The following is a 17481-nucleotide window of genomic DNA, read 5'->3' as shown; positions in this document are numbered from 1 at the left end:
TCGATCAATTGCCCTTCAGGTCGTGCGCGACCGGCAGGTAATAGTCTGTAAACGCCTTGGGCATCGTCTTCAGCGTGCCGGTCTTGAACAGATGGGCGGCGAACTTCATGGTGCCTTGCGGCTGCAGATTCCACTCCATCATGCCGGGCTCCTTGAGCCACGCCAGCAGGTCCTCGACGCTGGTCTTGTCGCCGGTGACCTCCTTGTAGATTTCGACCGCCGCCTTCGTGTCGCTGCGGATCAGGTCATGCGCTTCCTTGGTGGCGTCGCGCACCGCCTGCACGATCTTCGGATTGGCGTCGGCGAATTTGGTGGTGGTGAAGAACTGCGCCTGGCTGAGCGGGCCGCCCATCACGTCGGGCGACGACAGCACCACATGCGCGCCGGGGACGTTCTTCAGCTCGAGGAACGTGAACGGCGGGATCGCGAAATGATTGCGCACCTCATGCTGGGTATTGGTCATCGCCACATAGGCGTCGGGGTGACCGAGTTGCACGGTGTTGGGATCGAGCTTCGACCATTGATCGGCCCCGAAAGCCTCGCCGGCTGCGATCTGCAGCACGATCGCCTGGGTCGATACTTTTACGGTCGGCACCGCGATCTTGTCGTTCGGACCGAAATCCTTGATCGACTTGATATTGGCGTCGCGGCTGATCAGCGTCATCGGCTGCGCCGAGGTGGCAACGATGCCCTTGACGCCGCCGCGGGTGCGATCCCACAACAGCAGCAGATTGCCGGTCCCGGTGTTGAGGATATCGACGCTGCCGGCGAGCAGCGCATCGGTCTGCGCGCCGCCGCCGCTTAGATTGATCCATTTGGTCGACACGCCGGGAACGCCGAGAGAGGCTGCATGCTTCTCGATCAGCCTGTTCTTTTCCATGACATGCGATGGCATGTAGAAGATGCCCGGCTGCCGCGACAGCGTCACCTCGGCCTTCTGCTGCGCCGAAGCCGGCGCACCAGCAGACATCATCAGCACTGCGACGGCGCCCGCAATGGCGCTAGATATCCTGTTCCTCATCGCACATCTCCTCCCGGCTTCGTTGACGTTTTCGAGGAGATGCACTAATGTATTAGTGTACATGAAGCAAGCCCCCTGAACCGGCCGGTCGCCCGATGGCTCCCTCGCAAACCGCTTCCCGCCGCGCCGCCCCTCGCTCCACCAGCGGGCTCGATCGCGACCGCCAGGCGGCGCCGCAGGTGTTCGAGCGCCTGCGCGGCATGATCATTTCGCTGGAATTGCCGCCGGGATCGCCGCTGTCGCGCGCGGCGCTGGCGAGCCGGTTCGGCGTCAGTTCTACCCCGATCCGCGACGCGCTGATGCGGCTGGAAGAAGAGGGCCTGGTCGACGTCTTTCCGCAATATGCGACCGTGGTCAGCCGAGTCGACATAAGGCTGGCGCAACAGGCGCATTTCCTGCGGCAGGCTGTCGAACTCGAAATCGTGCGCGGGCTTGCGATCGAGCACGACAAGACGCTCGCGACCGAGCTCAACATGACGATTGCCCGCCAGCAGCAATATGCCAAGGACGGCGATTTCGAAAAATTCATGGCCGCCGACAACGAATTCCACAGCCAACTCTATGCCGCCGCCGACAAGCAGGACATCTGGACGCTGGTGCGCAGCCGCAGCGGCCATATCGACCGGCTGCGCCGGATGCACCTGCCCTCGCCCGGCAAGGCGCAGGATATCGTCAGGCATCACAGACTGATCGCGAAGGCGATCGATGCCGGGGAGCCCGATGAGGCGCAGAAGCACCTGCGCACACATCTATCGGGAACGCTGAGCGAGCTGACCCGGATCCGATCGCGCTATCCAGAATATCTCAGCAACTGATCCTTGCGGCTTAGCCGCTTCGCGCAGACGAATCACGCGCGCTACGCGAGCGCCCTGCTTTTGTCTGCCCGGCATCGTGCGGATATCAGATTCTCTTATTCAGCTCCAATCCCGTGACCGCCATGTTCCTGCCAAGGAAGCAGTTGCGACAACAAGCCGATTCGGCATAACTCGCCACCTGCCGTTGATCGATTCCAGCGGAGCTCGGGGACTTATTGCTTGGCAAGAATACTGGTCGTTGATGACGATGCGGCGGTCCAGGTGACGGTCCGCCTGCTCCTCGAGCGCGCCGGCCACAGCGTGGTCACCGCCGACAGCGGACGAAATGGCCTGGCATTGTGCAAGACCGGCGATTTCGATCTGCTGTTCCTGGACATCTTCATGCCGGGAATGGATGGATTCGAGACCATGCGGATGGTCCGCCAGCACCGGCCGCAGATGCCGATCATCGTCATCTCGGGCCGGCTGACCACCTCGGACGCGGACGGTGTCCCAGACTTCCTGACGATGGCGACCAAGCTCGGCGCGGTCTCGAGCCTGCAGAAGCCGTTCCGGCCCGCCGACCTGCTGGCAGCCGTTGCAAGATGCCTGCACACCGCAGGTTGCGGTGCGTCACGACCTGCCGGCGGTGTTGCTTCCTCCCCGTAATGCGCCATAGCATTCCCCATTGGTTCAGCGGCTTACTGCGCCGGAGCGGGGGGCGGAAGACCACCGACATGACGCTCACAACGAGGCTTGCCGTCGCAATGATCGGGCTCGTCGCGATCGCGGTTTCCGCGGTCGGATGGCTGAGCTATCGCAACCTGGAACAGGCGCTGCTGCAGCGTGCCCGCGACCGCATCGAGACGCATTCGCGGCAGGTGGCGACCGATCTCGAATATTACGCGGCAAGCGCGACCGGCGATGTCGTGGGTTTCCGTTCCGCCGTGGCGCTGCAAGGACTTGTCCGCGCCCGCACCGCGGGCGGCACCGATCCGATCGACGGTGTCTCTGACAAGACCTGGCGTGACCGGATTGCATCGCGCTTCGCGGCGGAGCTCGTAGCCAAGCCGAGCTATTCGATGTTCCGAATCATCGGGATCGACGACGACGGTCGCGAACTGGTCCGCGTCGACCGCAACGGACCGAACGGCACGGTCCGGATCGTTCCGGAAGACGGTCTGCAGAAGCGAGGCGATCGCGACTACTTCCAGGAAACGATCCGGCTCGGTCCCACGCAGATCTACGTCTCGCCGCTCAATCTGGGCCGCTTCAACGGACTGATCGAGGAGGTGCACAGGCCGACGATTCGCGTCGCGACGCCGGTCTTTGCGAACGACGGCAAGCCATTCGGCATCTTCATGATCAACGTCGACATGCGGCGCGCCTTCGATCGCGTCCGGGCGTCGGTCTGGCCGGGCGAAGCGATCTACGTCGTCAACCAGTCCGGCGATTACCTCATACATCCGGATCGTTCGCGCGAATTCGGTGCGCTGCTCGGCAGGCCCAACGACTGGAAGGCCGACTTCCCGCATCTGGCGGCGCAAGCGGGGGCCACGCAAGGCAGCGCCGAGATCGTTGCGGACGACGCCGGGAGATCTAACGGTATCGCATTTGCGCCCGCGGTTCTCGCCGGGTCCGAATGGGTCGCTGTGATCGAGGCCACATCCAATGCCGCGATCATGGCGCCGGCGGCGAGCATCAGGAACACCTCGCTTCTGGTTGGAGCGATCGCCGTATTGTCGGCGGCGGTGCTGGCGCTTCTGATCGCGCGGTCGCTGACGCGACCGATCGTGCGGCTGACCGAGGCCGTTCAGGGGGTATCCAGCAAGGGCAAGGCCGCGATTCCGGTCGATGCGCGCGGCGAAACCGGCGTGCTCGCGCGCGCGTTTGCGCAAGCGATAGAGGAGGTGAATGCGAAGACCGCCGCGCTTCAGCAAGAGGTTCAGGAACATCGCCGCACCGTGGCGGCGCGCGACCATCATGCCGAGCGGGAGCGGCTGTTCAACGCGGCGGTCGAATCCTCCAGCGATGGCATGATCACAATGTCGCTCGACGGCACCATCACCGGCTGGAATCCGGCGGCGGAGCAACTGTTCGGATATAGCGCGGCGGAAGCCGTCGGCCAGAACATCACGCTTCTCGTCCCCGACGACAAGCTGCCGGAGATCCGGGACGCGCTGCGCCGGATCGGCTGGGGCGAGCGCTTCCAACACACCGAAACGGTGCGCCGGCGGCAGGATGGCAGCTTGATCGAAGTCTCGGTCGGAATTTCCCCGATCAAGTCCTCCTCCGGCACGATCATCGGCATCTCGAAGGTTGTGCGCGACATAACCGAAAGCAACAAGACCAGGCAGGTGCTGCGGCAGCAGACCGAGGAGCTTCGCCGCATCTTCGAGACGTCGCAGGATCTGATCATGGTGATGGACGGACGGGGCTTCCTGGTCCAGATCAGCCCAAGCTGCGAGGCGATACTGGGCTATCGGCCGGAAGAAATGATCGGCCGCAGCGGAGTCGACTTCATTCACCCCGACCATCTCGAGAAAGCCCGCGAGGAAATGCGCGCTGGCCGGCTCGGATTGCGCCCAAAGATGTCGGATACGCGCTGCATGCACAAGAACGGGCGGGAAGTTTGGCTATCCTGGCTCGGGACTTGGTCCGGGCCGGTCAAGCGCTTCTTCTTCGTCGGCCGCGACATGACCGAAACCCGGTTGGCGCAGGAGACGCTGCGCGAAAGCGAACAGCTTGCGCGCGGCATCATCGAAACCGCACTCGACGCTTTCGTTCAGATCGACGCGGAAGGCACAATCCTGGACTGGAACACGCAGGCCGAAAATCTGCTGGGGTGGCGGCGCGATGAAGCGCTTGGGAAAAATGTGTTCGACCTGATGGGCCGGCCGGGAGGCCCCCTCAAAACCGGTCTCCAGACTTTTATGGCTTCTCCCGACCATGTGGTTCGCTACCCGCGCCGCGAACTCGTTGTCAGGCGGCGCGACAACACGGAGATCACGGTTGAGTTGAGCATCGCCGCGCTGAAGACGCGCGACGGCTTCGTATTCAATGCCTTCATCCGCGATCTCACCGAGCGAGTCGCCGCGGAGGAACGGATCAGACAGGCCGAGAAGATGGAGGCGATCGGCCAGCTCACCGGCGGCATCGCCCACGACTTCAACAATATCCTGACCGTGATCACGGGAACGATTGAAATCCTGGCCGATGCCGTCAAGGCCGAGCCGCAGCTTGCCGCCATCACGCGGATGATCGACGAGGCGGCGTCGCGCGGCGCCGACCTCACCCAGCACCTGCTCGCTTTCGCGCGCAAGCAGCCGCTCGAGCCGAAGATCACCGACGTCAACACGCTGATCATCGACACCGCGAAACTGCTGCAACGAACGCTCGGCGAGCATGTCGAGATCGAGTCCGTGTTCGAAGACGAGACCTGTCCGGCAATCGTCGACCCCAACCAGCTCGCCACCGCGATCCTCAACCTGGCCCTCAACGCCCGCGATGCGATGCCCGACGGCGGCAAGCTGATCATCGAGACCGGCTTTGTCACCCTGGATGAACAATATGCGCGGACGCAGGGCGACCTCCGGCCCGGCCGCTATGCCATGATCGCGGTCAGCGATACCGGAACCGGCATCCCGGCCGCGATTCGCGACAAGGTATTCAATCCGTTCTTCACCTCGAAGGGCCCTGGCAAGGGCACCGGCCTGGGACTGAGCATGGTGTACGGCTTCGTCAAGCAGTCGGCCGGCCACATCACGATCTACAGCGAGGAGGGTAATGGCACGACGATCAAGATGTACCTGCCGCCGGCCATGGGCGCCCTGCCGGTCGCCGAACCGGCGCCGGCACCGGCCGTCGAGGGCGGCCATGAAACGATCCTGGTCGTGGAAGACGACACGCTGGTGCGCAACTATGTGCTGACGCAGTTGCATTCGCTCGGTTACGTCACGCTGGATGCGGCGAACGCGACCGAGGCGCTGCTGCTCGCTCGCAACGGCCAATCGTTCGACCTGCTGTTCACCGACGTGATCATGCCCGGCATGAACGGGCGCCAGCTCGCCGACGAGATGGCAAGGATCAGGCCCGGCCTGAAAGTGCTGTTCACCTCGGGTTACACCGAGAATGCCATCATCCATCACGGCCGGCTCGACGAAGGCGTATTGCTGCTCGCCAAACCCTACCGGAAATCGGATATGGCGATCATGATCCGAAAGGCGCTTGCCGGATGATCCCGCTGTAGCGCCTGCATCCGGCGTGCCCGCGATCAGATGTCAAATCGGGCAATCGGACAGGTCCGCAGGCAGATCCGTCATCCGGTGCCGAAGATCAGGCCTGCCCCTGGCGCTGGGTGGTCATCACGATCCGCACAAGGTCTGCCGCGTTGCGCGCGCCGAGCTTCTTCATGATATTGGCGCGGTGATCCTCGATCGTACGCGGGCTGATCCCGAGATGCCGTCCGGCTTCCTTGTTGGACGCGCCGGCGGTGAACTGCTCCAACACCTCGCGTTCGCGCCGCGTGAGCGGCTCGCGCCCCGGAAAATGCATGGTCGCAATACGCGACGGCGCATTTTGCGCCTGCCGGCGCGCATAGGCTTCGATGGCCTCATCGAGTCTCGTCACGATTTCACTGCCGCGAAACGGCTTCTCGATGAAATCCAGCGCACCACTCTTGATGGCGCTGACCGCCATGGCGATGTCGCCCTGCCCGGAGATCATGAAGATCGGCGCGGGATAATCCTCGCCATGAAGTTCCTTCAGAATATCCAGACCGGATTTGCCGGGGATATGCACATCGAGCAGCATGCAGGCAGGCGTCCGCGTCCGCGCAATAGCCAGCAGGGCTGCGCCGTCAGCGAAACAGATGACCTGATAGCCGCCGGCCGACAAGGCCATCGAAAGTGTATCGCGAACAGCAGGGTCATCGTCGACTACAAAAATCTCCCCGCGGGAGGGGGCATTCTCAGCCATGTTCCATCGTCCATGCGTGGTTGGATGTGACGCACACTCGGATAACAGTATCGAACACCATACCGGTCAGTATTTGTACGGGACGATGGCTTAACGCACAAGTAGCAACGCATCCCTAAAAAAGTAACCAAGGAGTGCATCCATGCCGACCGCCTCAGGCGACGGCGCCGCACAGGCGCCCCACGACCAGAAGGCCGCCTACCGCGCCGTGGTTTCGGACCTCGTCAGCCTGGTCGAGCACGTCCAGAGCAGCCTGCGTCTGATCGAGCAGATGATCGACCGGGAAACGCCGACCGGCGGCCCCGAGAGTTCCGCCAATATCATCGTGCTCGACGACGTATCGCCCCGCTACATGAGGGCCGTTGCAGCGCTGAAGTCCTGCGACGTCAGCCTCAGCGTCGCCCTGCGCTCCCTGCTGGCCCGGCGATAGCCGAGCCCGTGCCGCAAGCCGTTGCTTTCGGCGATCGGGGCGTAAACTGGCGCGGCCCCGGTCCGCTGGAGCGTCCAATGTTCCTCCACAGCAAATTCTCCCAACCTTCCCGCGCTGTCCACCCCGTGCTGCCATAGCTGCCCGGCATCGGGCAGGCCGCAGGCGTTCTGCCGGTCCCGGATGCCGCCACGACGATGGAAAAGCTCGAGCCCGCCCTCAACCGGCCGGAGCGCCGGCCGGCTTCAATGTACCGCTTCTTCTTTCTTCGAACCGCCCGACTTCTTCTTGGCGTTCTTGCCGCGCAGGAAACGGATGTCCATTTCGGTGCCATTGACGCGAACGAGTTCGCAGCGGCGATAGGCGAGGCCGGTCGACGACAGCAGCAGGAAGAACTCCTTGAGATTGAGCCCCTGAATGGACCCTTCCACCGTCAGCGTGGCGTCGGTATCCGAGATCGCGTTGAGCTGGCAGTCCCTGCGCCAGGTCCCGTCGATCGCCATGAGGCAGACATCATAGCCGCGGCTGAACGTCACCCGCTCTACGCCGCCCTTGCCGTCTTCCGTCATGGCTCACCGCCCTGCCAACGCCGCGATTTTCGGCGCCGACGCGGCTCCCAATACGGACGCGGCGCGCGCACCGCTTGGCCGATAGAGACCGCGCTTTTCCGGGAACGGCTTGAACGCGTCCGTCAGGCCGACGACCGTCTCCGCCGCTCCCAACACCAGGAAGCCGTCCTGCTCCATCGATTTGGCGAGGCGGCCGAAGATATTGATCTTGGTCTCCTGATCGAAATAGATCAGGACGTTGCGGCAGAAAATGATGTCGAAGGTGCCGAGCTGGGAAAAATCGTGCAGCAGGTTGAGTTGCCGGTGCTGAATCATGGCGCGCAGATCCGGGTTGATCTGCCATAGCTCGCCGTTCTGCTTGAAATATTTGACGAGCAGTTGAATCGGAAGGCCGCGCTGGACTTCGAACTGGCTGTAGACGCCCGATTTCGATTTCTCGAGCACTTCCGTGGACAGGTCGGTCGCGACGATTTCGACGCGCCATCCAGCAAGCGCCGCCCCCATTTCCTTCAGCGACATGGCAAGCGAATACGGCTCCTGGCCGGTCGAGCCGGCAGCGCACCATATCCTGATGCTCTTGCGGCCGGCGCGCGCAGCCAAAATCTCCGGCATGATCGTGTCGCGGAAGTGTTCGAACGGCACCTTGTCGCGGAAGAAGAAGGTCTCGTTGGTGGTCATGGCTTCCACCACCTGGGCGATGATCGACGACGATCCGCCCTTCATCTTCTGCACGAGTTCGCTGATGCCCGCCACACCGCATTTGCGCGACAGCGGGAGCAGGCGGCTTTCGATCAAATATTGCTTGTCTGCGGACAGGTCGAGACCGGAATGATCCTTCAAGAGCTTACGCAGATACTCATAGTCGGGTGGGGTCACGATGGCCTCTCAATGATGAGCGGAAAATTTCAGACGGGGCTCGGTTCTTCGAGCTCGATCAGGCCGACTTCCTGGAACTTCGCTGCGACGATGTCCCTGTCGAACGGCTTCATGATGTATTCGTTGGCGCCGCCATCGATCGCTTGCGTGATATGATCGATGCCGTTCTCGGTGGTGCAGAACACCACCTTCGGCTCATCGCCGCCGGGCATGCGGCGCAGATGACAGAGGAAGTGGTAACCGTCCATCACGGGCATGTTCCAGTCGAGCAAAATCGCCTCCGGCATCGCGCGCTTGCAGACGACGAGGGCGTCCACACCGTCTTCAGCCTCGACGACGGCAAAACCGAGTCCTTCAAGGATGCGGCGCGCCATCTTGCGAACAATGCTGGAGTCTTCGACGACAAGGCACGTTTTCTTCATATCCAGTATCCTTTCCTGCGAGCGCGAACGTTCAGGGCGCGCTAGGCTGCGAGGGCGATTTTGGGCACGATTTCGAGAACACGATCGACGTCGAGGACCACCATGAGCTGGCCGTCGAGACGGTGAACACCGCCGGCGAGGTTGGCCGTGCGGGGATCGAGATTGACAGGGTTTTCCTCGCGGCCGTCGTCGGACAACCGCAGCACCTCGCCGATCTGGTCGATCAGCAGGCCATAGGACTCGCCACGCAGGTCGACGCCGACCGCCATCGGCGGCTTGCCGTCGTCGTTCTTCGGCAGACCGAGCCGGGCGCGCATGTCGACGACGGTGACGATGCGGCCGCGCAGATTGAGCACGCCTGCGATCTCGGCCGGCGACAGCGGCACCCGCGTCAGCCGCTCCGGCATGAACACGTCCTGCACCCGCGAGATCGGCAGGCCGAACAATTGCCCGCCGATCATGGCGGTGACGTATTCGGCCACGCTGCCCTCGATTGTCTCGGTCTTCGTCGTTGTCATGTGATCCTACCTTGTGCCGTGGCCGAACTCGCTTATGCCGCTTTTCTGGTTTCGGCGGTCTGTTCCTTCAGCGCCGCGATCAGGCCGGGACGGTCGAACTTGGCGACAAAATCGTGGAAGCCGGCCTGCCGGCCGCGCTCGATCGCCGCCGGCGACACCAGCGAGGACAGCGCGATGATCGGCATCTTGCTCAGATTATTGTCCGCACGAATGGTCTCGGCGAACTCGAAGCCGTTCATGTCGGGCATCTCGATGTCGGTCAGCACCACGTCGAAGGTGTGATTCGAACGCAACTCGGCGAGGCCTTCCTGCGCGTTGATCGCAACCCGCACCTTGTAGCCGGCGGCCTTCAACACCGGCGCCAGCATGTTGCGGAAGAACGCCGAGTCGTCGACCAGCAGCACCGATTGCGCCGTCGACGAGGCCCGCATCTCCTTGCGCGAGAACCAGTCCGCGAACGCCATCGGCAGGAAGTGGCCGACGTCGATCACTTCGGTGGCCTGCCCCTTGATCACGGCCGAACCCAGAATGCCTTCGACCTGGCCGGCGACCTCGATGTGCAGCCGCTCCTCGACGATGTCGATGATCTCGTCGACCACCAGCCCCATCGAACGGCCGTCATCGGCGAACACCAGGATCGGCTGCGAGCCCTGGGTCTGGATGGTGACCCCGGCGATCTGCACCAGCGGCATCAGCTGGTCGCGGTACTGCACCATGTGGCGGCCGTTGCTGAGTTCGATCTTGTCGGCGGCGACCTCTTCCAACCGGGTGACGAGACCGAGCGGCACCGCCTTGGGCTGGCTCGAACCGGCGCGGAACACCAGCAGCGAGGTGAGCTGTTCGCCGCCGATCGCATGCGCGGCGGAGGCGTCATCGGCCAGCTCATGGGCCGAGGAGCCGGAGGCGCCGAGCGCTTTCGCAATGCCGTTGGGATCGATGATCATGATCACGGCGCCATCGCCCAGAATGGTGTTGCCGGAGAACATGTCGATGTGCCGCAGCTTCGTGGACATCGGCTTGACCACGATTTCCTCGGTGTGGAACACGCCGTCCACCACGATGCCGAAAGTCTGGCTGCCGACCTGCGTCACCACGATGAAGCCGTTCTCGGGATCGCTGGAAGAACCGTCGTCGATCTTCAAGAGCTTCTTCAGGTGCATCAGCGGCAGCAGCTTGTTGCGCAGGCGCAATACGGCGGTGTCCTTGATGCGCTCGATGCGGTGTTCGGAGTTGGCGCGGGCCCGCACCAGTTCGACCACGGAGAGCTGCGGGATCGCAAAGCGGTCGCCGGCGGCTTCCACGATCAGCGCCGAGACGATGGCGAGCGTCAGCGGGATCTTGATGGTGACGGATGACCCCTCGCCGGCCACCGACTTGATGTCGATGGTTCCGCCGATCTGGTCGATATTGGTGCGCACCACGTCCATGCCGACGCCGCGGCCGGAGACCGAGGTGACGGTGGCGGCGGTGGAGAAGCCCGGCGCGAAGATGAACTTGTGGATCTGCGCTTCGGTCATCTTCTCCAGTTCAGCCTCGCTGACGAGACCGTTCTGGAGGGCCTTGGCCTTGATCCGCTCGGTGTTGAGGCCGCGGCCGTTGTCGGCGATGCAGATGATGATGTGTCCGCCCTCGTGATAGGCGGACAGGCGGATGGTGCCCTGCTCGCCCTTGCCGGAGGCCAGCCGCTCGGCCGGGGTCTCCAGGCCGTGGTCGGCGGAGTTGCGCACCATGTGCGTCAGGGGATCCTTGATCAGGTCGAGCACCTGCCGGTCGAGCTCGGTGTCGGCGCCGTGCATCTCGAGCTCGATCTGCTTGCCGAGTTCGCCGGAGAGGTCGCGGACGATGCGCGGCAGCTTCTGCCAGGCATTGCCGATCGGCTGCATGCGCGTCTTCATGACGCCTTCCTGCAACTCGGCGGTGACGTTGGAGAGCCGCTGCAGCGGCACCTTGAACTCGGTGTCCTCGTTGCGGCGGGAGATTTCCAGCAGCTGGTTGCGCGTCAGCACCAGCTCGGACACCATGGTCATCAGGTGTTCGAGCGTGTCGACGTTGACGCGGATCGACTGGTTCGCAATCTTGTCGGCTTCCTGCACATCGGCATCGGCGGCGGCCTTGCGCGCCGGCTTTGGCTTGGCTTCCTTTGTCACCGGCTTGGCACCTTCCGGCTCAGGCTGTTTGGCGACAGGCGCAGGTGCCGCGGCGGGCGCGGCTTCGGCCTCCGTCTCGGTCTCGCGGAAGGCGCGTTCGAGGTCGTCGAGCGAAACTTCGCCCGGACGCAGCGGACGTTCCAGAACCTGGTCCACCAGCGTGCCCTTGGCGACTTCCGGCACGGCATCGGGCTGCACCGGCGGGGCGGCCACCTCGGGCGCGGCTTCGACCGGCGCCTCGGCGGCATGATGCCCGCCTTCGGCCATCTCATGCAGCTTCTCGATCAGGTCTTCGTCGGTGCCCTCGGGCTCGGCCTCGGTGGCCTCGAGGCCGGCGAGGATTTCCTTGATGCGATCGATGCTCGACAGGATCAGCGTCACGGCTTCGGCCTTGACCGGCATGCCGTCGCGGAATTTACCCATCAGCGTCTCGCCGGCATGCGCCAGCGCTTCCAGCCGCGGCAGTCCCAGGAAGCCGCAGGTGCCCTTGATGGTGTGGACCAGGCGGAAGATGTTATCCAGAATCTTCGCGTCGCTCGGGTCCTGCTCGAACCGCACGAGCTGATTGTCTACCGTATCCAGGCTCTCATTGGTCTCCGTCAGGAATTCCCGCAAAAGATCGTCCATATGAGCGCGCCTTCCAAAAATCAGATATTGACCTTCTGTACAAATAGCCCCGCGGGTTTCACGTCTGCGTTAATTTCGAAGTCCGTGCAAATACGGATAATGAATAATTTCGTGGTCCGCCGTTGTGCGCTCGGCAATTCGATGGGCTTTCGATCGAAAGCAGGCCGAGGCCCGGCAGCAAGCGGCCGTCGGTCCGGATCAGGATTTGAGAGCGGATGCAGGCGACCAGGAGCACGCCAGATCAGGCGGCGAGAAGCTCGTCTTCGCGCTTCACGAGCTTTCGGATTTCCTTGAGCGCCTTGTAGAGCGCGCCGGCAACCACATGCGCATTGGCGGCATCGATCGTGACGCGGGCACCCGGATTGGCTTCGCGCAGCTCGCGCAAGAAGCCGTGATAGGCGGTACGATAGCGCGGAATGTCGTTCTTCAGATACATCGTCTGAAGGCAGAGATAGAGGCGCTTGGCCGGCGTATTGGCGGTCTCGGCCGTGATGGTGTCGCGCTCGCGGAGGATAGGCGCATCGCCGTCGATCAGGAACGAGGTGCGCGTGCCGGAATTGACCAGAACGGTTTCGCCGATCACGATGCGTTCAAAGGGCTTGAGTTCAACACGTAGCGGCACAATCGTCCCCCATTCGAGACGCGCGCGAGCCCCCACGGCTCACCACGTTTACGAAACGTCGTTGCAAATACGCGGCAAATACGCTGCCAAATGATCGTCAGGAATTTTGGATCGATAGCGGCGGCGGGGTTTCCCCCGCCGCCTTGATCGTTGAAACCGCGTTCCGCTTAGCGGAGCAGCTGCAGCACGCTCTGCTGGCTCTGGTTGGCCAGTGCCAGCGCGGACACCGCGATCGACTGGCGGGTCGACAGCGCCTGGCTGTTCGCCGCTTCCTCGTTGGTGTCGGCCAGCGTCAGGTTCGACGAACCGGTCTGCAGCACGTTGATCAGGTTCTTCGAGAAGTCCTGACGGATCTGCACGATCGAGAGGTTCGAACCCAAGGATGAAGCCTGCGTACGCAGCAGCGTCGAGGCCGAAGACAGGCTGCCGATGACCTTGTTGGTGGCGGAGTTGTCGATGAAGTCGGTTCCGCTGGTCAGGTTCGCCAGGCCGAGGCCTGCCGCGTTGAACGTCACGCCGGTGATGCTCAAGGTCGACTTGCCGGTTTCGTTGAACGTCAGCTTGAGCTGATCGCCGCCGAGCAGGTTGACGCCGTTGAACGACGCGTCCTGCGAGGTGGTGGTGATCTGCGCCAGGATGCCGTTGAACTGGTTCACCAGGTTGCTGCGGACGGTCTGCGCCGAAGCGTCGGCGACCGGAGCCGATGCGGTCGTGAAGGTGATCGCGGAGGTCAGCGTACCGCCGATCGTGCCGCCTGCCACCGCCGAACCGAGGGTCGACGAAGCATAGTCGTTGGTGGCCGAGATCGTCAGCTTGCCGGTCGAGTCAACCGTCGCGCTGAGGTTGTTGGCCAGCAGCGAGGCGTTGAGCTGGTCGAGGGTCTTGACCGTGCCGTTGTTACCATCACCGAAGGTAACGTTGACCGCCGCACCGCCGTTGAAGGAGGTGAAGGTCAGCGTCTTGCCGGAGAGGCTGCCGGCAGCCGCGGCGCGGCCTGCGGTGAAGTTGGTTCCCGTGCCGGTGTTGCCGGTCAGGCCCAGCGCGGAAAGCGCGTTGCCGGTACCGATGATCGACAGGTCGGCCGTGGTGCCGGTGCTGATCTGCAGCACACCGTTCGCCGAGATCGACGAGGCGGTGACGCCGGAGGTCGTGGTCACCGTCGCCGTACCGCCGGCGTTGGCGGCGGTCTTGACGCCCGTGGCCAGATCAATCGCGGTGAGCGTGTCGGCGAGCGTCGCGTCCTGAAGATAGACGGTCGAGTTGCCGCTGCCGTCGGTGACGACGTTGCCGGTAACGCCGGAGCCGGTGGGCACGTTCGCAGCCAACGGAGCCTCAGCGTTCTTGAACGTGATGGTCTTGCCGTTGACGTTGAGCGTCGAGCCGTCCTCGATCAGCGAGCCGAGCGTCGAGGCAGCGGTCGTCCGCGCCCTCGTCACGGTGGCGTCGCCGCCGCCAACTGAAGTCGTCAGACCGAGGGCCTTCAGCAGGTCGGCCTTGCCGGTGATGCTGAGGTCAGCACCGGTACCGGTCGTCAAGGTGACAACGCCGGCAGCGATCGCGCCACTGGTGCCCGACGAGGGGGAGAACGCCGCGACGCCGGTCGTGGTGTTGATCACGGCCTTCTGAACGCCGCTGGCAAGATCGATCGCAGTCAAGAGATCGCCCACGGTGCCGAGCGGCGTGCCGGTGGTCCCGAGGTAAACCGAAGAGTTGCCATTGCCGTCGGTGACGACATTGCCCAAAACGCCGGAGCCGGCGGGAAGAGCCGTTCCGGCCGGGGCCGTGCCCGACTTGAAGGTGATCGTTTTACCGTTGACCGTCAGGGTCTGGCCATCGGTCGGCTGGGCATTGCCCAACAGGCCGGTCGCGGTGGCTCCACCGCTTGCGATCAGGGTGATGCCGGTGGTAAGCGCCGTGGTGCCGTCACCGGCCGTTGCGGCAGTGCCGACCAGCGAGGCGGAAACGCCACCGAGTGTCGTGGTCGAAAGGGCCGCCGTGGTGCCGCCGGCCGTGCCGTTGAACAGCACGTTGGAGGTCGCCGTCGCGCTGGTGTAGGTCGTGGTGCCGCGCAGGTCGGTCGCGGTTGCGCCGGCGATCGTGGCCGAGACGTTCGACTTGGTGGAGTAGCCGACCGCGCTCTGCAGCGCCTGGTTGGCGATCGACTTGGCGGTATCGACCAGCTTCTGCAGCGAGGTGATGCCGGTGTTGGCGGCCTGCAGCACCTGCACGCCGTTGCCGATGCCGTCGAGGAGGTTGTTGATGTCACCGGCGCGCGAATCGAGCGACTGGGCGGTGAAGAAGTTGGTGGGGTTATCGAGTGCGGTGTTGACCTTCTTGCCGGTGGCAAGGCGATTCTGCGTGGTGGCGAGCAGATCAGCGGTCGACTGCAGCGAGAGAAGGTTCTGACGAACCGACGAGGAGAGAACAATACCTGCCATAACTCATATCCTTCTGGATGAACACAATTGACGCAACGCCACAACTTCGTTGGGCGTCACCGCAACCCTGTTCCAGCACCCGCTACTCAGAGGTTAACGCGCCCACCCACGGGAACGGGAAAGGGCGGCAAACCCTTCCCGATGCGTTTTATGGTAAACACATTCTTACCGGGCCCGGCTGCGAGCGGGCGCCGAATGACCGGTCGATATTTGTGAGGCCGCCATTGGCCTGAGGCCGCCGGCGACAGCGCGGCGCCGTCGAACGGTCGTCGCCGGGTGATCGCGGATCATGCGGCCGCTCCAGCTCCCGGCGAAGTGTCCCCCCGGGGCGACGGCCGGCTCGTTCAAGAACCAGAAAACGCGTCAAAGCAGAAATCCATCACCGGTTCCGCTTGCACGGGACCGGAGGGGGCTCGAGCTAGTTCGAATGAAGGACGCCGCTGAATCGGGACCGCGCTTCGGCGAGACATTCGTTGACGACCGTGAGCAATGCGCCCGGCGTGAACGGCTTGCGCAGGCAGCGCGCGGCGCCAAGCTCGAGTGCCATACGGAGGAAGTCCGGTGCGGGCGAGTCGAGGTTGGCGAAGGCGTATCCCGACATCGCGACCAGCGGCACCGTCGGCGCGCGCTCGTGAAAGATCCTGATCGATTCGAAGCCGCGCATGTGCGGCATGAATATGTCGACGAGCATCAGGTCGAAGCCTGCGTCTTCCAACGCACGCAGCCCGGCTTCGCCGCCATCGGCGATCGTTACGTCGAAACCGTGGCGCTCGAGATAGATCTCGATGGCCGTGCACACCATGGGATCGTCGTCGACGATGAGAACGCGTGTCATGTCAGCCCCCCGGAAACCGAAAACATACTTTCAATCCAACCATTCCTCACTCGCAATCATCTGAGGCCGTCTGATTCTACTGCGTGATGGGAGGTGCCGGCGATGTCCGCCACCTCGTCAAGGTCGACGAAGCAGCCGCGGCGCACATGGTTCCCCTCCCGACAGCTCAGCCCGTACTCACTCTCTCGCTCGAAATGCTTCGCGGCACGCCGAGCCTGGCGCCATCCTTGAGCAGGAAGGGTCGTCTTTCTCGGGACCGGAAAAGGTGTAACCGGAAATCGCGATCAAGGGGACAGTCGGCGCGTGGTCGTGAAACACCCTGATCGACTCGAAGGCTCGCATGTTCGGCATGAACACATCGACGATCATCAGATCGAACGTGCCATCGTTCAGCGCATCAAAGCCGCTCTCGCCGCCGCCCGTGAGCGCGACCTTGACGCCGCCCTGCTCGAGCCATACGCCAACGGCAAAGCGGGTGTGCAGGTCGCGACGCATGGCTGCCTCCCTGCAGCGGTTGGAGCTGCTGCCGCCGGTCCTCGGTAAAAACGAGACACGTGTCACGCGATCGCTCGGCGGCCTTTTATCTTGCGAATCAGCGCAATATCGCATTTCCGCTGCAAATCGCGGCGCTGTCTGCCCTGCACAGTGTATAGGCCCGGTTCAACAACCTCCCACCGACGCACCGATGATTTCAAACCTAGCCGGATACCGCGCACCGCGCGGTTGTCGCCATGAGGCGTTCAAGCTGTCGCATTCATCTCTCGCAGCACGCGCCCTCCGCATCGATTTGCTGCAGGCGCCGGTCAAGTTCCGGCTCTGGCATTGAAGATGCTGTCGATGGCACCGGTGCAGCCGCGCTGCACATCGTGTCGCCGGTATCCCCAAACAGCATCGAAGACGCTCGACGACTGACGGCGCGCACCAGTCCGTCTGCCGCAGCGCAGCTCCGTCGCGAACGACGCATTGCGGCATATGTGATACGTCGACTTCGCCGAAGCGACCGCGCCGTGCTTGACGCGGCTATCGCACACGCGCACGAATTGTCTGACAGCAAGGCACCGCAGCTTGACGCGGGTGTTCGTCGAATTGCCATTTCTCCTTGCCAACGAAGTATGCAAGGATCATCCTGTCTTTCGGGAACGCCCGCATTTGACGCCAGAGACCGGCTTGGCCCGTAAGGCAGGAGACTGCTTTGGATTCAGCCCTTC

At 63.4% G+C, this 17481-nt stretch carries 16 protein-coding genes; 5 read left to right on the top strand and 11 right to left on the bottom strand.

Features of this window, described 5'->3' with window-relative positions; translation table 11 throughout:
- Nucleotides 1-4 precede the first annotated feature (4 nt).
- The gene (locus QUH67_RS02280; RefSeq protein ID WP_300948309.1) at nt 5-973 is read right to left on the bottom strand and encodes an ABC transporter substrate-binding protein; all 969 of its coding nucleotides are present in this window, start codon (nt 971-973) and stop codon (nt 5-7) included.
- A 143-nt stretch (nt 974-1116) separates the two neighbouring features.
- Between QUH67_RS02280 and QUH67_RS02275 the strand changes: the two genes are divergently transcribed.
- The 3 genes from QUH67_RS02275 (at nt 1117) to QUH67_RS02265 (ending at nt 6053) form a co-directional block, all read left to right on the top strand.
- Nucleotides 1117-1836, top strand: coding sequence for a GntR family transcriptional regulator (locus QUH67_RS02275; protein ID WP_300945035.1), 720 nt, complete (start codon nt 1117-1119; stop codon nt 1834-1836).
- A 219-nt stretch (nt 1837-2055) separates the two neighbouring features.
- Complete coding sequence (locus tag QUH67_RS02270) at nt 2056-2484, top strand: response regulator (RefSeq protein ID WP_300945034.1); 429 nt, start codon at nt 2056-2058, stop codon at nt 2482-2484.
- 68 nt (nt 2485-2552) lie between these two features.
- Nucleotides 2553-6053, top strand: a complete 3501-nt coding sequence (locus tag QUH67_RS02265; protein WP_300945033.1) for a PAS domain S-box protein — start codon at nt 2553-2555, stop codon at nt 6051-6053.
- A 97-nt stretch (nt 6054-6150) separates the two neighbouring features.
- Here QUH67_RS02265 and QUH67_RS02260 read toward each other — a convergent pair whose 3' ends face one another.
- Complete coding sequence (locus tag QUH67_RS02260; RefSeq protein WP_300945032.1) at nt 6151-6792, bottom strand: response regulator transcription factor; 642 nt, start codon at nt 6790-6792, stop codon at nt 6151-6153.
- 142 nt (nt 6793-6934) lie between these two features.
- Here QUH67_RS02260 and QUH67_RS02255 point away from each other — a divergent pair, with 142 nt between their 5' ends.
- Complete coding sequence (locus QUH67_RS02255; protein ID WP_300945031.1) at nt 6935-7222, top strand: hypothetical protein; 288 nt, start codon at nt 6935-6937, stop codon at nt 7220-7222.
- 242 nt (nt 7223-7464) lie between these two features.
- On the opposite strand, the gene QUH67_RS02250 is transcribed toward QUH67_RS02255, so the two are convergent.
- The 9 genes from QUH67_RS02250 to QUH67_RS02210 form a co-directional block, all read right to left on the bottom strand.
- Nucleotides 7465-7788, bottom strand: a complete 324-nt coding sequence (locus tag QUH67_RS02250) for a PilZ domain-containing protein (protein WP_300945030.1) — start codon at nt 7786-7788, stop codon at nt 7465-7467.
- A gap of 3 nt (nt 7789-7791) precedes the next feature.
- Nucleotides 7792-8664, bottom strand: a complete 873-nt coding sequence (locus tag QUH67_RS02245) for a CheR family methyltransferase (protein WP_300945029.1) — start codon at nt 8662-8664, stop codon at nt 7792-7794.
- A 29-nt stretch (nt 8665-8693) separates the two neighbouring features.
- Complete coding sequence (locus QUH67_RS02240; RefSeq protein WP_300945028.1) at nt 8694-9086, bottom strand: response regulator; 393 nt, start codon at nt 9084-9086, stop codon at nt 8694-8696.
- Between the two features lie 41 nt (nt 9087-9127).
- Nucleotides 9128-9604, bottom strand: coding sequence for a chemotaxis protein CheW (locus tag QUH67_RS02235; protein WP_300945027.1), 477 nt, complete (start codon nt 9602-9604; stop codon nt 9128-9130).
- 32 nt (nt 9605-9636) lie between these two features.
- On the bottom strand, nt 9637-12378 hold the full coding sequence (locus QUH67_RS02230; RefSeq protein ID WP_300945026.1) for a hybrid sensor histidine kinase/response regulator: 2742 nt from the start codon (nt 12376-12378) through the stop codon (nt 9637-9639).
- A gap of 241 nt (nt 12379-12619) precedes the next feature.
- On the bottom strand, nt 12620-13000 hold the full coding sequence (flbT, locus tag QUH67_RS02225; protein ID WP_300945025.1) for a flagellar biosynthesis repressor FlbT: 381 nt from the start codon (nt 12998-13000) through the stop codon (nt 12620-12622).
- A gap of 167 nt (nt 13001-13167) precedes the next feature.
- On the bottom strand, nt 13168-15438 hold the full coding sequence (locus tag QUH67_RS02220) for a DUF1522 domain-containing protein (protein WP_300945024.1): 2271 nt from the start codon (nt 15436-15438) through the stop codon (nt 13168-13170).
- Between the two features lie 418 nt (nt 15439-15856).
- Nucleotides 15857-16273 carry a response regulator gene (locus tag QUH67_RS02215; RefSeq protein WP_300945023.1) on the bottom strand — a complete coding sequence of 139 codons (417 nt, stop codon included), beginning with the start codon at nt 16271-16273 and terminating at the stop codon, nt 15857-15859.
- A 177-nt stretch (nt 16274-16450) separates the two neighbouring features.
- A complete protein-coding gene (locus QUH67_RS02210) occupies nt 16451-16768 on the bottom strand; it encodes a response regulator (protein ID WP_300945022.1) in 318 nt (105 codons plus the stop codon).
- On the opposite strand from QUH67_RS02210, the gene QUH67_RS02205 reads away from it, so the two are divergent.
- Nucleotides 16767-17099: a hypothetical protein gene (locus QUH67_RS02205; protein ID WP_300945021.1), complete on the top strand. Its 333-nt coding sequence runs from the start codon at nt 16767-16769 to the stop codon at nt 17097-17099. The genes QUH67_RS02210 and QUH67_RS02205 overlap by 2 nt on opposite strands.
- The last annotated feature ends 382 nt before the right edge of the window (nt 17100-17481 follow it).

This window comes from Bradyrhizobium roseum (assembly GCF_030413175.1).
Lineage (GTDB): Bacteria > Pseudomonadota > Alphaproteobacteria > Rhizobiales > Xanthobacteraceae > Bradyrhizobium > Bradyrhizobium roseum.
This window is presented reverse-complemented; position numbering and strand designations above follow the sequence as displayed.

Coding starts and splice junctions, on each gene's coding strand:
- QUH67_RS02280 (WP_300948309.1), bottom strand. CDS start 973: ATGATGTCTGCTGGTGCGCCGGCTTCGGCGCAGCAGAAGGCCGAGGTG.
- QUH67_RS02275 (WP_300945035.1), top strand. CDS start 1,117: ATGGCTCCCTCGCAAACCGCTTCCCGCCGCGCCGCCCCTCGCTCCACC.
- QUH67_RS02265 (WP_300945033.1), top strand. CDS start 2,553: ATGACGCTCACAACGAGGCTTGCCGTCGCAATGATCGGGCTCGTCGCG.
- QUH67_RS02260 (WP_300945032.1), bottom strand. CDS start 6,792: ATGGCTGAGAATGCCCCCTCCCGCGGGGAGATTTTTGTAGTCGACGAT.
- QUH67_RS02255 (WP_300945031.1), top strand. CDS start 6,935: ATGCCGACCGCCTCAGGCGACGGCGCCGCACAGGCGCCCCACGACCAG.
- QUH67_RS02250 (WP_300945030.1), bottom strand. CDS start 7,788: ATGACGGAAGACGGCAAGGGCGGCGTAGAGCGGGTGACGTTCAGCCGC.
- QUH67_RS02240 (WP_300945028.1), bottom strand. CDS start 9,086: ATGAAGAAAACGTGCCTTGTCGTCGAAGACTCCAGCATTGTTCGCAAG.
- QUH67_RS02235 (WP_300945027.1), bottom strand. CDS start 9,604: ATGACAACGACGAAGACCGAGACAATCGAGGGCAGCGTGGCCGAATAC.
- QUH67_RS02230 (WP_300945026.1), bottom strand. CDS start 12,378: ATGGACGATCTTTTGCGGGAATTCCTGACGGAGACCAATGAGAGCCTG.
- QUH67_RS02220 (WP_300945024.1), bottom strand. CDS start 15,438: ATGGCAGGTATTGTTCTCTCCTCGTCGGTTCGTCAGAACCTTCTCTCG.
- QUH67_RS02215 (WP_300945023.1), bottom strand. CDS start 16,273: ATGACACGCGTTCTCATCGTCGACGACGATCCCATGGTGTGCACGGCC.
- QUH67_RS02205 (WP_300945021.1), top strand. CDS start 16,767: ATGGCTGCCTCCCTGCAGCGGTTGGAGCTGCTGCCGCCGGTCCTCGGT.
- QUH67_RS02210 (WP_300945022.1), bottom strand. CDS start 16,768: ATGCGTCGCGACCTGCACACCCGCTTTGCCGTTGGCGTATGGCTCGAG.